Origin of the sequence: Cyanobacterium sp. Dongsha4 (assembly GCF_036345015.1) — a bacterium.
Taxonomy (GTDB): domain Bacteria; phylum Cyanobacteriota; class Cyanobacteriia; order Cyanobacteriales; family Cyanobacteriaceae; genus PCC-10605.
The window spans coordinates 2,329,984-2,345,364 of record NZ_CP084098.1 but is presented as its reverse complement, the minus strand read 5'-3'; the positions used below and the strand labels follow the sequence as shown (position 1 = coordinate 2,345,364).

Annotated in this window: 13 protein-coding genes; 5 read left to right on the top strand and 8 right to left on the bottom strand. The window is 34.8% G+C overall.

From position 1 onward, the window contains the following. Positions 1–14 precede the first annotated feature (14 nt). Entirely contained in the window at positions 15–761 is a 747-nt protein-coding gene (locus Dongsha4_RS10215; RefSeq protein WP_330202300.1) for a hypothetical protein, read from the top strand. Between the two features lie 83 nt (positions 762–844). Here Dongsha4_RS10215 and sufD read toward each other — a convergent pair whose 3' ends face one another. The 3 genes from sufD to Dongsha4_RS10200 form a co-directional block, all read right to left on the bottom strand. Beyond that, positions 845–2,212, bottom strand: coding sequence for a Fe-S cluster assembly protein SufD (gene sufD, locus Dongsha4_RS10210; protein WP_330202299.1), 1,368 nt, complete (start codon positions 2,210–2,212; stop codon positions 845–847). Positions 2,213–2,368: 156 nt separating this feature from the next. Next, entirely contained in the window at positions 2,369–3,139 is a 771-nt protein-coding gene (sufC, locus tag Dongsha4_RS10205; protein WP_330202298.1) for a Fe-S cluster assembly ATPase SufC, read from the bottom strand. A 128-nt stretch (positions 3,140–3,267) separates the two neighbouring features. Then, entirely contained in the window at positions 3,268–3,975 is a 708-nt protein-coding gene (locus tag Dongsha4_RS10200) for a DUF502 domain-containing protein (RefSeq protein WP_330202297.1), read from the bottom strand. Positions 3,976–4,300: 325 nt separating this feature from the next. Here Dongsha4_RS10200 and Dongsha4_RS10195 point away from each other — a divergent pair, with 325 nt between their 5' ends. Further along, positions 4,301–5,221, top strand: coding sequence for an NAD(+) kinase (locus tag Dongsha4_RS10195; protein ID WP_330202296.1), 921 nt, complete (start codon positions 4,301–4,303; stop codon positions 5,219–5,221). Between the two features lie 186 nt (positions 5,222–5,407). Here Dongsha4_RS10195 and Dongsha4_RS10190 read toward each other — a convergent pair whose 3' ends face one another. The 3 genes from Dongsha4_RS10190 to Dongsha4_RS10180 all read right to left on the bottom strand — a co-directional run bounded on the left by Dongsha4_RS10190 (position 5,408) and on the right by Dongsha4_RS10180 (position 7,311). Beyond that, the gene (locus Dongsha4_RS10190) at positions 5,408–6,637 is read right to left on the bottom strand and encodes an exonuclease SbcCD subunit D (RefSeq protein WP_330202295.1); all 1,230 of its coding nucleotides are present in this window, start codon (positions 6,635–6,637) and stop codon (positions 5,408–5,410) included. Between the two features lie 18 nt (positions 6,638–6,655). Further along, positions 6,656–6,874 (bottom strand): hypothetical protein, encoded by a 219-nt coding sequence (locus Dongsha4_RS10185; protein ID WP_330202294.1) that lies wholly within the window; start codon positions 6,872–6,874, stop codon positions 6,656–6,658. 113 nt (positions 6,875–6,987) lie between these two features. Then, entirely contained in the window at positions 6,988–7,311 is a 324-nt protein-coding gene (locus Dongsha4_RS10180) for a PepSY domain-containing protein (protein WP_330202293.1), read from the bottom strand. A 143-nt stretch (positions 7,312–7,454) separates the two neighbouring features. Here Dongsha4_RS10180 and Dongsha4_RS10175 point away from each other — a divergent pair, with 143 nt between their 5' ends. The 3 genes from Dongsha4_RS10175 to Dongsha4_RS10165 all read left to right on the top strand — a co-directional run bounded on the left by Dongsha4_RS10175 (position 7,455) and on the right by Dongsha4_RS10165 (position 10,146). Next, positions 7,455–8,348 carry an ABC transporter ATP-binding protein gene (locus Dongsha4_RS10175; RefSeq protein WP_330202292.1) on the top strand — a complete coding sequence of 298 codons (894 nt, stop codon included), beginning with the start codon at positions 7,455–7,457 and terminating at the stop codon, positions 8,346–8,348. 123 nt (positions 8,349–8,471) lie between these two features. Beyond that, positions 8,472–8,876: a hypothetical protein gene (locus tag Dongsha4_RS10170; RefSeq protein WP_015218500.1), complete on the top strand. Its 405-nt coding sequence runs from the start codon at positions 8,472–8,474 to the stop codon at positions 8,874–8,876. A gap of 10 nt (positions 8,877–8,886) precedes the next feature. Continuing rightward, positions 8,887–10,146, top strand: coding sequence for a gamma-glutamyl-phosphate reductase (locus Dongsha4_RS10165; RefSeq protein WP_330202291.1), 1,260 nt, complete (start codon positions 8,887–8,889; stop codon positions 10,144–10,146). Positions 10,147–10,329: 183 nt separating this feature from the next. Here the strand turns inward: Dongsha4_RS10165 and gyrA are convergent, their stop codons facing one another. Next, complete coding sequence (gene gyrA / locus Dongsha4_RS10160) at positions 10,330–12,888, bottom strand: DNA gyrase subunit A (protein ID WP_330202290.1); 2,559 nt, start codon at positions 12,886–12,888, stop codon at positions 10,330–10,332. Between the two features lie 354 nt (positions 12,889–13,242). Beyond that, positions 13,243–14,970, bottom strand: coding sequence for a M61 family metallopeptidase (locus Dongsha4_RS10155; protein WP_330202289.1), 1,728 nt, complete (start codon positions 14,968–14,970; stop codon positions 13,243–13,245). Between the last annotated feature and the right edge of the window lie 411 nt (positions 14,971–15,381).

Genomic DNA, 15,381 nt, shown 5'->3' with positions numbered 1-15,381 from the left:
AATAGCTAAGTAAAATGAATAGACGAAGAAGAAATCAAGACCATACAGAAGACTTAAATATTAATAACGCATTTACAGATTTAATGTCCAATGCGTTTATGATACTTAGCTTTTTTCTTCTATTAATAATTTTTCAATTATGGCAGGGAAAAAAAGAAAATTTATTATTAAGAAATCAAACAGAAAATTTACCAAAAATTGATGCTGAACTGAAAAGAATTAAAGCAGAAAATAATGAATTAAAACAAATTAATGAAAGATTGAAAAAAGAAAAAAAAAATCTTGCTAGTGCTTCTCCAATTATCATTGATGAAAAATCTGGTAATTTCAAGTTTCCTTCAGGAAGTGCAGAACTAAGCTCCGATTTAAAACAATACATAATTAACACCATTACTCCACAAGTTAATGAAGTAATAAATGACCAAGATATTGACTTTATCCAAGTAATTGGACATACAGATGGGCAGGTAATTGGTAGTAGTGGAAATTTAGATTTAACCTTAGAAAAAGTTGCTCAAAATCAAGTCCAAGTAGGTATTTTAAAAGCTGGTTCAAATGCAGATTTAGGCTTAATGAGAGCCTTAGCCGTAGTGCAAGAATTATCCCAACAAGAAGAGTTAAAAGGGATTAATTTTAGAGCCTATTCTGCCGCTCAATTATATTTACCATCAGGAGATTTAGCAGATGTAAATCGCAAGGAAGATGAAGCCCGAAGAAGAATTGAAATTCGTTTTATTCCCCCCGGCAAAAGAAATAATTAGAAGATAAAATATTCTAACTCCTAAATCTTCACCTCAACTCCTTGCTATAAGAAAAAGTTAAATTATAGTGTCATGCTTCTTGATTAATCATTAATTGTACGACAAGTAACACACTGAGTTAAACGTTGACGCAAAGAAGCAAAAGGAATATTATCAATAATCTCCGCCGCAAAAGCATCAATTAACAAATGACGGGCATCATATTCATTTAAGCCACGACTACGAAGATAAAAGATTTCATCCGCTTCTAATTGGCTAACCGTTGCCCCATGAGCGCACTTAACATTGTCAGCAGTAATTTGTAACTCAGGTTTAGTATTGATTCTTGCTTTCGGGGAAAGAAGTAAATTACGATTTAGTTGTGCCGCATTAGTCAACTGGGCTAACTTTGGCACATAAACTCTACCATTAAAAACCCCATGCCCTGCATCATCAAGAATATATTTATGAAGTTGATTAACAGTGCCATAAGGATGATTTAAGTTAACCTCACTATGGGTATCTCCCAATTGTTTTCCTTGTAACATTGTTAATCCATGCAAGTAAGTTTCTGTTTGCTCTCCTTGTTGATTAACTTGTAAATTATGACGATATAACTTACCTCCCAAGCTAATTTCATTGATGGTATAACGACTATTTTTTGCCTGATTTACCGTAGTTTGAGCAATGTGAAAACCATCTCCAGATTCTCTTTGAATACGATTATGATTAACTTGGGCATTCTCTAGTAAATGAATTTCTGTAACGACATTCGTAAAATAATATTGTTGTCTTGCTGAATCAGAACAACCAAAAGAAGTTGCACCGTAATATTCAATAAACTCTAAAACTGAATTCGCCTCCGCTACCACCAAAATACGAGGTTGATGCCAACTTCCTATCTTTTCTTTAACGCTAAGATGAAGTAAATGAATAGGGGTTTTGATTTCTTGATTAGCTTTTACCCACACCACAAAAGCATCATTTAAACTGGTGGAATTTAAAGCGGTAAAAACTTCATTTTCAGGCTCATTTTTAGCTAGATATTGAGCTATTTTTTCTTGTTTATCGTCATCTAAATTAGCTAGATTGCCCACATAAATTTGCTCTGAATTTAAACCAGAAGTATCCGATAAATTAGCTTGGTAATAACCATTAACGAATACTAAACGAGAATTAGGGGCTTCACTGAGGATAAATTCTTGTAAAGTTTGGTTTTCTAAATCTTGAGGTTGAGCATAAACTAAATCTTGTTTATATAATTCAGATAAATCCGTAAAACGCCATGATTCATCTTTGGTAGTAGGCAAATTTAATTTAACAACTTTATTCGCCGCTTTTCTTCTAATTTCTTCAACAATAGTTTGTAATTTTCCTTCCAGATGAAGGGGTTGACTTTCAGCAATTTGCAGTAAACAGCCTAAATATCCATCTATTGTGCTTTTTAAATTTTCTTGTGTCAATATCATCATCTATACTTCAATTAATAATTAGTAATTAAGACAAGGCAAAGGGCAAAGAATAAGAGGCTCTGTGTCTATTGAGAGGAGAGGGCAACAGTGTTTAATTAACTTTCCCCAACACTCCAATACCCTAATACCCTAAATTTTCAATCTTCTAAAATTAAGTTAAACGGTGGTTAATTGCTCTTTATCGAGGAAATCGTAACCTTTTGCTTCCAATTCAAGGGCTAGATTTTTGTCACCACTCATGACGATTTTTCCTTCATACATAACATGGACAAAATCAGGGGTTATATAGTCTAAAAGTCTTTGATAATGGGTAATTAAAAGAAAAGCATTATCAGGTTTACGTAATTGATTGACACCCTCAGAAACGATGCGTAAAGCATCAATGTCTAATCCTGAATCGATTTCATCTAAAATGCCTAATGTGGGTTCAAGTAAAGCCATTTGTAAGATTTCGTTACGTTTTTTCTCTCCCCCAGAAAAACCTTCATTTAAACTTCTTTGCAAGAAGATAGAGTTCATTTTTACTACTTCTAATTTTTCTTCGACTAAGTCTTCAAAATCAAATGCGTCTAATTCTTCTAAGCCTAAATGTTTACGACGGGCATTATAAGCAACTCTGAGAAAGTCGAGGTTACTTACTCCGGGGATTTCTAAGGGGTATTGGAAGGCGAGGAAAATACCTGCTAAGGCTCTTTCTTCTGGTTCTTTTTCTAGTAGGTTTTCTCCTTGATAGATGATTTCACCCCCTGTAACTTCATATTCGGGATGCCCTGTCAATACCTTGGAAAAGGTGCTTTTTCCTGAACCGTTGCGCCCCATAATAGCATGAATTTCCCCTGCTTTAATTTCGAGGTTAACTCCTTTGAGAATGGGAGTGCCATCAACACTTGCAGTTAAGTTACGAACAGTTAATATAGGTTGATTCATAATCGGTGTCTTTTAGTTTATTGCTTTTATTTAATATCTGGGTATCTATTTTAGGGTACTTTAGCAACAATTTTGTTGTTTAATTAATTTTTAATGATGATTTTTATATTTCAGGTTAATAAAGAGAGTTATGATTGATTGGAAACACTTATATTCGAATCCTTTAAAGGCAAAGATTTCCCAGAATTATTACTGGAGGTTGTGCTATTAGTATTGGGGCTAACGATTCCCCCTGAAATTAAAACTTTAAAAGCGTCTTCAATGGATATAGAAAGGTTAATTACTTCTTCTTCTGGTATTACTGCGTACCATCCAGAAGTTGGATTAGGAGTAGTGGGAATAAAAACGCTCAACATATTTTTGTCAAAATGATCTTGTATCATTCCACTTACTTTACCTGTTACAAATCCTACGCTCCAAACGCCTTTGCGGGGATATTCCACCATTACCACCCGTCGGAATTTTGTTTGTGAATCCTGAAAAAGTGTTTCTAATATTTGTTTGAGAGTTTTGTAAATTGAACCTGCAAGGGGAATCGCTTGTAATATTCTTTCGCCCACATCCAGCAACCATTGTCCAACAATATTTCTTGCCATTAAGCCGATTAATAAAATCAGTGCAAAAGGTACTGTTAAGCCTACGAAAAAATTGAGAAAATTGGTTAAGATAGGGTGCAAACCATCAAAAGGATTAATTTGTTTTGGTATTTGGGTTAAAAATTTTATCGCCCAATTCGCTATGACATAGCTCAACCAAATAGTTGTCGCTAGGGGGATAACGACTAATAATCCAGCAATCAGGTCATTTTTTAAATCTTGCTTTATGCGTTGTAACACAATTTCTCTTTGTTATTGGTTTATAAATTAATGACAATTTCATTATTAACTAAAAATTAATCATTAACAATATGGCAAAGATTCTGTGGAGAGAAGAAACTTCTGACTTTCTTGAGCTAGAGGCAAAAGTTCATATAACAAGAGAGGTTTTTAAAATGCTCAATTTATATACTTTTTTTGTTTATATCTCTTCATTTTTACTCCTAATTTCCTACTGAGGAGATATTAATTTTATCATAATAGATTTGCTCCGTTTGCTTTTAAATTAAGGATTTTTTCAGAATATTTAAGCTAAAATTGAGAGAAATACTAGATAGATAAATCCGTGCGTCTCAAACAAGTGATTATTGCCTACAAGGCAGGGGATAAAGAAAGTAAAAAGTGGGCTGAAAGATGTGCTAGAGAGTTAGAAGCTCGTCAATGTAAGGTGTTGTTAGGACCTAGTGGAGTTAAAGATAACCCTTATCCCGTTTTTTTAGCTTCGGCAGGACAAAAAATAGATTTAGGTATTATTTTGGGGGGAGATGGTACGGTTTTGGCGGCGGCACGTCATTTATCTCCTGAAAGTATCCCTTTATTGGCGGTGAATGTGGGAGGACATTTAGGGTTTTTGACTGAGCCTTTTGAGTTGTTTAAAGATACCGAAAAATTGTGGCATCGTTTGGAGAATGATTTATATGCGGTAGAAAGAAGAATGATGCTTGAAGCACAGGTTTGGGAAAGAGAAAAGGATAATTGTGAGCCTGTGAGCGATCGCTTTTTTTGTTTAAATGAAATGTGTGTGAAACCTGCTTGTTTGGATAGGATGCCAACTTCTTTGTTAGAAATGGAAGTGGATGGAGAAGTAGTAGATCAGTATCATGGTGATGGGTTAATTGTTTCCACTCCTACTGGTTCAACCTGTTATACGGCTTCCGCTAATGGCCCGATTATGCACCCTGGCATGAGTGCGATCGCAGTTACTCCTATTTGTCCTTTAAGTTTATCCAGTCGCTCTTTGATATTGCCTCCGAGGTCTGTAGTTACTATTTGGAGTTTGGGAGATTATGAGTTAAATAATAAACTATGGACTGATGGCGCATTGGCAACTACTATGTGGCCCGGGCAGTGGGTAAATGTCAAAATGGCTGACTGTAATGCTCAATTCATTATCCTCAGAGATTCCCATTCTTTTTATAAAACCCTTAGAGATAAACTACAATGGGCAGGGGCGAGAATTTATTATCAAAATAATCATCGTAATTAACTTTCAGGGGGCAAGGGGCAAATAGTGAATAGTGAATAATTAAGAATTAAGAATTAAGAATTAAAAACTCCGAATACTTATTACTTTCTTCTAAAACCTGCAACCTGACACCTCTTTCATAACTCCGAACTCCGAACTCCGAACCCCGAACTCTTACCCGATATTCTTAAACCGAACTGAGGTTAATTAAACTTCCATCGTGACATTATTGAGTAATTGGTTGGCGGCTTCTAACATTTCTGGGACTAAATCTTGCAAATCTTCTCGATTATTAAGATACGTTGAAAGGGCTTCGAGGGGGTCTAAACTTTTACCAATGCCCAATTCTGGTAATCTGGCTCTGGCTAATTCACTCACGGATTCGGCTTTGATGGTGTAAGTATGAGCCATTGATAGAGCTTGATGAATTTCTTTGATGTTAATTAATTCTATTTGCTCTGAGCGTAAACGATAAATTAGTCTTACCACTGCGGATTCGATTTTTTTAGATGCGATCGCATTTATGATAGTTTGAAGGGGATTATCACTAGCGGTAACATCCACCTGAATAGTAACAAAAGGTCGGGTTGGCAAAGGACAAAATTGCCAGTTAACTTCCTTCTCGATAATATCAATCAAAACATAACCTTTTTCTTCTTTCTCCTCGGAAAAATCCACTCTTTCAATACTTCCGGGATACACAACAGGGGGATTATTTTTGGGATTCAGATTTTGATGTTTATGGACATGACCCAATGCAACATAATCAAATTCAGGTCTAATTAATAGGGATAGGGGAACTTGAAAACCTTTTCCTACCGCTAAATATCTTTCTGCCCCTAGGGTGGCTCTTTCTGCCATCAAATGCCCTAATAGTATGGTGGGGATATTCGGGTTTAATTTTCTAACTTCTCCTTCCAAAATGGGTTCAATTTTTTGGATTAAAAGACCATAAATCTTATCCATAGATGCTCCCTGTGTTTCAGGACTGGTAAGTAAAACATTGGGAGTTAACCAAGGTAAGGTAATTACTTGTATATCCCCTGATTTGGTGTTAATGGTATGAGTTTCTAATTTTTCTCCCACAATGAAATTAGGTACACCCAAGCGATCATAAATTGACAAACTTGCCCCGCCCATACCCTGAGAATGTTGGTCATGATTACCAATTAATAACACGGTGGGTATATTCTCATCTGCTAAACGACGAAATTGATTTGCAAAAGCCGCCTGTATATATGGTGCAGGAGTACTATCAGGAAAAGCATCACCACCAAATAAAACTAAATCTACCTCAGATGCGATCGCATCATCAATACAAGCACTTAAACTGCGGGTAAAATCTTCCAACCTAGTATTTAAACCAGTTTCAGGGTTAATCTTACCATGACTAAAACTACTTCCTAAATGAATATCGCTTAAGTGTAAAATTTTCATGGAATCCTCAAATTATTGCTATTCGTCAAATATCAATTGACTATCAATCCAATGTTTGCCTTTTCTAATCGCTTCTGTTTTACTATAACAACAAGGAGTAACTACGACACATTGAAATCCATAATTAACCCACACAGAATAAATTTCTTCCCCCTGAAAACTATCTTTTTCTACTTCCACACGACAACCACGATAGTCAAAGGCAATGACGATATGAGGATAATGGGGATCAATCATATGATAATTTATGGGATGCTAGAGAGAGGGTGAGATATAGGCTTAGGGTGTTGGGGTATTAGACAGATTAGTTCGGGGTTAGGAGTTAGGAGTTAGGAATTTTTAATTATCAACTATTCACTATTAGCTTGTTTGTGAAATAATTTCTTAAATAAAGGATGCCTTTGCCAAGAATTGATTAAAATTAATAAGCCCGTTAATAACATCCATAATAATCCTAAACCATTAAGCAAAACATAAATTGGCTCTAAAAATTTGCCCAGATATTCCCCTTCATGAATTACCATCAAAAAATGTACTTGATCTCTGGATAAACCAAACCAACTTTTCCCTAAACGATAAACTACTCCTGTCAGCATTGTGATAAACAGAGGTAATAATATAATCGGTGCGATCAAAGTATGAAATTCTCTTGCTTTTTTTTGCCATTTAGACATAGTATTAGAAAACTTTTAAATAAAAATATACATATATATCCTAATTTAGATTATTATCTGTCAGAATTAAAATTTTTTACTTTGCCTTCTGGAAATCTATTCACTAATTAAAATTATCCTTCAAGATTATTTATTATTTTAAAATGCTAGAAATAAATCAACTAACCAAATTCTATGAAAGTAAGAAAGTTTTAGATAGTCTTAATCTCCATATTAACAAAGGAGAAATTTGTGGATTATTAGGGGCAAATGGTGCGGGGAAAACAACAACTATTAATATAATTTGTGGTCTTTTAAATTATGATGAGGGAAGTATATTTATTAACGGACAAAAACTCTCTAAAAAAAGTAAATATTATTTAGGGGTTTCTCCCCAAGAGAATTTGCTTTATTCTCATCTTACTTGTGTGGAAAATTTAGCTTTTTTTGGTAAACTTTATGGGTTAAAAGGTACTCAATTAAAATCTTCTATTTATGAATGTCTAAAAGCTGTTAATCTCCTTGATAAAAAAGATGATACTGTTTCCGCTTTGAGTGGGGGAATGCAAAGAAAATTAAATATTGCGATCGCATTAATTCATCATCCTTTATTATTAATTTTAGATGAACCAACTACAGGATTAGACATTGAGGCCCGTTATGATATTTGGCAATTAATTCTTCGTTTAAAACAAGAAGGCATGACTATTTTACTAACGACTCATTTCTTAGATGAAGCTGAAAAATTGTGCGATCGCCTCTGTATTATTAAGCAAGGTAAAATTGTTAAAGAAGGAAGTTTAAATGATTTAAAAAATATTTTACCTGCAAAAGAGCTTATTTTTATTAAATGTGAGCAAGAAGAAAAATTAATTGAAATAGCAAAAAAACAAGGTTTAAAGTATCGTTATTATCAAGGAGAAATAGCTATTTTAAGTGAGGAAATATTAGAACTATCCACGATAATTGATATATTTTCAGAAATTTATTTAACTTCAGTAACAAAAGTCAATATCAACCTGCAACATATTTATTTAGAGATAATAAATAATGAATGATGAGTATAGATAAATCTTTAATAGTTAAAGCCGTTACTAATCTTAAATTTCCATTATTGTTTAGCTATCTATAATAAAACTATGAGGATAAATCTAACTTGAAAAAATTGTGAAGTAATTGCCGTGCGTCTGCGAAAAAATACTCCCATTGATCTAAACTGTGAATACCCCTGCCCTTGTCGTCGTAAAGGAAGACTAAAGCCCATTATCCTTACAGAAGCGATGGGGTGCGATAAATGTCAACAAATTTTTGTCTTGGCAGAAAACAAAGAATATATCGAACAACTCAACCCAACTTATCCCTATAAAAAAAGATGGCGTTGGTTAGGAAAGCGTTGGATAAGTGCGCAAAAACCTTGGCAGGAAAGTTATTTTCTCTTAGGAATTGTTTGCTTTTTCTTTTCTGTTTTGGTTGCTACTCCATTACTAATTACCTTGACGGGGGGATTTAACTTAATCTCTGGTATGATGGTGGGATTGATATTTCTATCAGTTTGTTTTTCTTTGTGGTTTGTTTATAGCCGCTAACTTTAGTATTATGAATGATTCTGAATTGCAACCGATTGATATTGTTACCCAACGGGCACACCAAGCATTTATTGAAATGGGCAGTATCAAAGGCGTTGAACGTTCTCAGGCTATTAGGCAAATGGCGATAAAACTCAAAGAGTGCCTTGATGATATTTTACAGGCTAATACCCTTGATTTAGAAATTAGCAAGGAAATGGCTGTACCTGAATTAATTTCTAATTGGTTAAAGTTAACTCCTCAAAGATTGGAAAGTGCGATCGAAATACTTGAGACTTTAGCTGAGTTACCAGACCCTTTTCAAAAAGTTATTAATTCTCCTTATCAAGTCACATATTGTCAAAATTACTCCCAATTAATGCCTTTAGGGGTTATAGCTTTGATTTACGAGGCTTTACCCGAACTAGCCATTATTACTGCTGGTTTAGCGATGAAAACGGGCAATTCCCTCATTTTGCGAGGTAGTAGCGAAGCGAGTAACACTAATTCTATCATTGCTCAGGCTTTACAAATTGCTTTAGAAGACGTTGATTTTCCGTCATATTGTTTACAGTTTTTACCTTCTGAACAGGGCTTTAAAATTGAAGACTTAGTAACTCAGGATCAATATATCAACCTCATCATACCCTATGGACGACCTAGTTTAATTCAAGAAGTGACTCAATTTGCCACTGCCCCTGTTTTAAAATCTGCTATGGGCAATTGTTATTTATATTGGTCTTTATGTCATGATTTGGAGTTAGTTAAACATATTATTACTGATAGTTATAATACTATTCCCGATCCAGTAAATGCGATCGAAAAAGTGTTAATTAATTGTCAACAAAAATCTAATTCTATCACTCGTCTATTTAACCATTTACAAGAGCAGAAATTTACCCTTTTAGGTGATGAAATATTAGTTAATGAATATCCAGAACATTTGCAGTTAATCTCAACTCCAATGTGGGGTAAACCTTTCTTAAACCATACAATCGCTTTTCGTGTAGTCGATGATTTATCTTCTGCCATTGCTTGGATAAATAATTATAGTAGTGGTCATGCGAATTGTTTGATAACAGACTCTTATCAAGAAGGAAGAATTTTTGCTATGGAAACGGATTCTGCTTTAGTATATGTTAATTCTTCTCCTCGTTTTTATCGTTATTTACCCGGTAGTAATTCTGTATTTTTAGGCATCTCTAATCAAAAAGGAAATCGCCGAGGCTTAATCAGTTTGGAAACTTTCACCACAGTTAAACAAATTGTTGTCGGCAGTGGCGAGGTTTAAATTTGAAAAGTATTTAAGAAAGGGGTAAAGGTAAATAATTAAGAATTAAGAATTAAGAATTAAAAACCCCGTTCACGACCGAAGAGAGTGTAAGAGCCTTCGGTGCGAATTCTCCTAACTCCTAACTCCTAACTCGTTTCTCCCCAATACCCTGATACTCCAAGCCCTTATCTACTGATTAAATTACTCGCTTTCCTCTTCCTCGGCAGAGGGTGGCACTAAAGCAATAGCGGCGATCGCATCTTCACTATCTAATTTTTGAACCCTTACCCCACTAGCCTGACGAGATTGGAGAGAAACCGCATTGACATCACAACGGATAATAATACCTCTGGTGGTGATAATCATAAACTCATCTTCAGGGTTAACAATGCGTAGAGCCGCTAGAGCATCACTTTTCTTGCGGAAACGAATCGCTTTTAAGCCCATTCCTGCTCGTCTTTGCAAACGGAATTGAGATACAGGTACTCTTTTACCAAAACCGCTAGTAGTTACAGCTAATGCCCAAGGAGCTTCTTTCCCTGTGTCGTTGGTTAATTCTTCTTCTTCCAATTCGAGGGTATCATCTTCTTGATCATCTGCTTCGGCAATGGTGGCAGTTACTTGAGATGGTAATATGTCCATGCTGATAATTTCGTCTCCTTTTCGGAGTTTCATGGATTTAACCCCTTTAGCAGTACGGGAAAGAGGGCGTAATTGTTCATTGTCGGCGTGGAAATGAATCGCCATACCCTGACGAGAGCCAATCAGAATACTATCATCTTCTGTGGCTAGTCTTACCCACCGTAGTTCGTCTCCTTCTCCCAAAGAAATGGCAATTAAACCATTACTGCGAATATTGGCAAAGGCAGAGAGAGCAGTTTTTTTGATTAAACCTTTTTGGGTTAACATGACTAAATATTCATGATCGGTAAATTCACTTACTGCTATCATTGAGGTAATTTTTTCATCACTGGCAATGGGTAACATCTGTACAATGGGTACACCTCTAGCATTTCTCGACAGGGCAGGTAGTTGATAAGCATTTAAGCCATAGACAACACCCTTGTCACTAAAGAATAAGATGCGATCGTGATCACAACCCGTGAGAAAATGTTCAACTACATCATCCTCCTTGATTTTCGCTCCAGACTTACCTCTGGTGGCTCTATTTTGTGCCTCAAAGGTATTTACCAACATTTTTTTCAAATAGCCTTGGTTGGTCAGGATAATGGCAACTTGTTCATTAGCAATTAAATCAATATCTCCTAAATCTCCGTCAGCTTGGACTATTTCCGTGCGTCTGGGAGTAGCATGAACTTTTTTGATGTCTTCTAATTCTGATTCGATAATGTTATAAATTCTTTCTTTACGAGCTAAAATATCCTGAAAATCGGTAATTTGGGTTAATAAGTCCTGATGTTCCGCTTCAATTTTTTCTGCTTCTAGGGCAGTTAAACGACGCAATTGCATTTGTAAAATAGCATCAGCTTGGGTTTCTGAGAGGCTGAAATCGTTAACTAATTCTTGTTTAGCAGTGGCACTATCCGCCGCCCCTCTGATTAGTCTAATGACTGCATCGAGGTTATCTAGGGCAATTAATAATCCTTGTAATAAATGATCTCTTTCTTCTGCCTTTCTCAGTTGATAGCGGGTGCGTCGGGTGATAGCTTCCACACGAAAATCTAAGAATACCCGTAAAAATTGACTTATTGTGAGTAATTGAGGCTCGTTATTGACTAATGCCAACATATTTGCCCCAAAATTACTTTGAATAGCTGTTTGTTTATATAAGTTATTAAGAACAACTCTGGGATAAGCATCTCTTTTTAATTCTATAACAATACGCATTCCAGTGCGATCGCTCTCATCCCGTATATCAGAAATACCGTCAATCCTTTTATCATTAACCAACTCGGCGATTTTTTCAATTAGACCTGCTTTATTGGTTTGATAGGGTAACTCTGTAACGATGATTGCTTCTTTTTCTTGTCTTCCTGCCGCCCTCACGGTTTCAATGTTGGCAACCCCACGCATAGTAATTGAGCCTCTACCAGTGGTATAAGCATCTTTAATTCCCTGACGACCTAAAATTTGCCCTCCTGTGGGAAAATCAGGACCAGGGATATATTCCATTAACTCCAAGTCCGTAATATCTGGATTGTGAATCATTGCGATCGCACCGTTGATCAATTCACCGAGATTATGGGGAGGAATATTAGTCGCCATACCCACCGCAATCCCCGTCGCACCATTAAGAAGCAGTTGAGGAACACGAGCAGGTAATACAACAGGTTCTTGTTGTGAACCATCAAAGTTATCAATAAAGTCAACGGTTTCTGATTCAATATCCCGCAGTAAACCTTCCACCGCCAAAGCCTGTAAACGACATTCGGTATAACGCATCGCCGCCGGGGGGTCATTATCAATACTACCGAAGTTTCCATGACCGTTAATCAACGGGTTGCGCATAGAGAAATCCTGCGCCATTCTCACTAAAGCATCATATACCGCCGTGTCACCATGAGGGTGATATTTACCTAAAACTTCCCCTACTACCCTCGCACATTTACGGAAGGGGCGATCAGCAGTCAAACCTAATTCATACATAGCGTAGAGAATGCGTCTATGAACTGGTTTGAGTCCATCTCTGGCATCAGGCAACGCTCGTCCTACAATAACGCTCATGGCGTATTCTAAGTAAGACCGAGACATTTCATTGGTTAAGTTAGTAGGTACTATGCGTTCTTGGCTAGATGTCATAAGTGTTAAGATGAGTTATTTACAGTAATAACTGATTTGAGGATGAAAATAAGTGATTTGACCTGTTTAAAAGATATTTAAACTGAAAAATAGTCGAAATCGCCAGTTTTTAGGTTTTAAACTCCTAAGAATGTCAAAATCATTGCTTTATTTTAACATATACTCAGTAAGAGAATAATAGACCAATTAGTAATTAGGAAAAGGGCAATGGGCAAAGTTAAAAGGGCAACGATGCACAGGTAAATAGTTGATAATTAAGAATTAAGAATTAAAAACCCCTAACTCCTAACTCCTAACTCCTAACTCGTTTCTCCCCAATCCCCCAATACCCTAAGCCCCTAATTCCCAAATCTTCTATTTCCCTAGCCAACTATGTAAGTTTTCTTTCTGAGCTTTAGTCAAATTTTTCATGACTGTAACTTGATAGCTACTAGCTTGAGGGGGTGCTAATTTAATTTTTATGGTTTTTAATTCCTCTTGATGAAAAATAGTAAGTGCGATCGCATCTCCTGCTTGATAATCTTGTAGTCTTTCTGATAACGTTTCACTGTTAACTCGAAAACCATCTATGGCTAATAACTCATCTCCAGCATCAACACCAGCTTTACCCGCCGGGGAATGAGCTTCTACAAAAGTTATTTTTTCGATACATCCTTCTTTTTGTACTGTCAATCCGAGATAAGGACAATTATTATCTTCTTTTTTCGCTCTTAAAACTAAACCAAAAGGCTCTAAATATTCGTTGAAAGGGATTTCTTCTGTGGTTTCTAAATATAGATGGAAAAATTCTTTTAAATTAGTATCCGCAACCCTTTCTATTTCTGTCTTTAATTCTTCAGGAGTGAAACCAATTTCTTTTTTCCCGAATTTGTCCCACATTACTGCCATTACATCATCAAAAGATTTCTGGTTGTTGCTATTTTTTCTAATCATTAAATCTAATAATAATGTTATTAACTCACCTTTTAAATAGTAAGAAATTTGGTTATTATTACTATAAGCATCTCTACGATATAACTTAATCCAAGCATCAAAGCTAGACTCCGCTAAAGGCTGTATTTTCCTTCCCGAAATATTCAAATAATTACTTATATCTTTACTCAATAAATCTAAAAATATTGAACGATTGTAAATACCAGCTCTTAAAGGAATAAGCATATCATAATAGCTAGTTGTTCCTTCAGAAAACCAGAGAGAAGTTGTATAATTTTCTTGATCATAATCAAATTTTTCTAACGCTTTAGGTCTTATTCTTTTAACATTCCATAAATGAAAAAATTCATGGGCTACTAACTGCATAAACCGATAATATTTTTCTTCTTTTTTAAAAGCAAAACGAGGATAATTTAAAACGCAACAATTTTTGTGTTCTAAACCACCAAAACCTGAAGCTGATAAGTGTAAAATAAATTTATAATCTTCGTAAGGTAAACCTGAAAAAATTTTTGACTCAGTTTCTATTATTTTCTTTGTGTCTTCTATAACTCTCTTCGCATCAAGATTTCCATTACCCCATATAACCCATTGATGAGGCTTATTTTCCACTAAAAAATCATATTGTTTTTGTAAACCTATTTCAAAGGGGCTATCCACTAAACAATCAAAATTTTCTGCAAAAAAACTATTATTTTCCTCTTTTATTCTAGGTAAAGAAGTAGTAATTTTCCAATCCTTTTTAGAAGAATTGATAACAACTTTAATGGCATTATTTTCGAGATTGGGAATATAAAAAAATAAAGCCCCACCAGTTAAAAAACCATGAGTTTCATCCAGATGATTTGTTCTCACTGTCAACTCATTAGCATATATTTGATATTTTACGTTAATAGTTGTTTCATTTTCGGTTTCTATTAACCAATGATTTTTAGTTTTTTTATGATAAATTAAGCTATTTTGCTTCTTCCCTTTTACTTGAAAATTTTGTAAATGTCTAGCATATTCTCTCACTAAATAAGAACCCGGAGTCCACACTGGCATTTTTAAATTTAATTGGCTTTTTTCCCATTTATCTACTTTTAATTCAACATCAAATAAATGTAACTGAGGATTTGTAATTGACACTGTATAGGTGATATTTGTCATTATTTATACAATTGAAATTAATCGAGAAACTAATTATTTATGAATCATTATAACTTCTTTCTCAAAATAGCACATCAGCAAGTAATTAATAAGGGTCAAATTAGAAAATAAAAAAGTAATTATATATAGATTCAATCAAATAAAACCTAGTAAAAATAATTTCAGTTTTTTCCATATAAAACTTCCTACTAATACTCTTTGATTTTATTAATCAAACCTTCCTCAGCTCACTTAACATTGCTCTAGCTTTTCATCAAGATATTCTAAATAATTATTTTTCATTATTACTTAAGTATTTTTTGAAATCAAAATTTAACAAAGACTATTTTATTTCACGTTCTATTCTTTCATTTATATTTTCAGTATTATCAACTACGCAAAAATTGATAATATTAGATGTTTTATTTACAT

Excerpts from the sequence above, each read along its gene's own strand:
- Dongsha4_RS10215 (WP_330202300.1), top strand. The coding sequence starts at position 15 with ATGAATAGACGAAGAAGAAATCAAGACCATACAGAAGACTTAAATATT.
- sufD (WP_330202299.1), bottom strand. The coding sequence starts at position 2,212 with ATGATGATATTGACACAAGAAAATTTAAAAAGCACAATAGATGGATAT.
- sufC (WP_330202298.1), bottom strand. The coding sequence starts at position 3,139 with ATGAATCAACCTATATTAACTGTTCGTAACTTAACTGCAAGTGTTGAT.
- Dongsha4_RS10190 (WP_330202295.1), bottom strand. The coding sequence starts at position 6,637 with ATGAAAATTTTACACTTAAGCGATATTCATTTAGGAAGTAGTTTTAGT.
- Dongsha4_RS10185 (WP_330202294.1), bottom strand. The coding sequence starts at position 6,874 with ATGATTGATCCCCATTATCCTCATATCGTCATTGCCTTTGACTATCGT.
- Dongsha4_RS10180 (WP_330202293.1), bottom strand. The coding sequence starts at position 7,311 with ATGTCTAAATGGCAAAAAAAAGCAAGAGAATTTCATACTTTGATCGCA.
- Dongsha4_RS10175 (WP_330202292.1), top strand. The coding sequence starts at position 7,455 with ATGCTAGAAATAAATCAACTAACCAAATTCTATGAAAGTAAGAAAGTT.
- Dongsha4_RS10165 (WP_330202291.1), top strand. The coding sequence starts at position 8,887 with ATGAATGATTCTGAATTGCAACCGATTGATATTGTTACCCAACGGGCA.
- gyrA (WP_330202290.1), bottom strand. The coding sequence starts at position 12,888 with ATGACATCTAGCCAAGAACGCATAGTACCTACTAACTTAACCAATGAA.
- Dongsha4_RS10155 (WP_330202289.1), bottom strand. The coding sequence starts at position 14,970 with ATGACAAATATCACCTATACAGTGTCAATTACAAATCCTCAGTTACAT.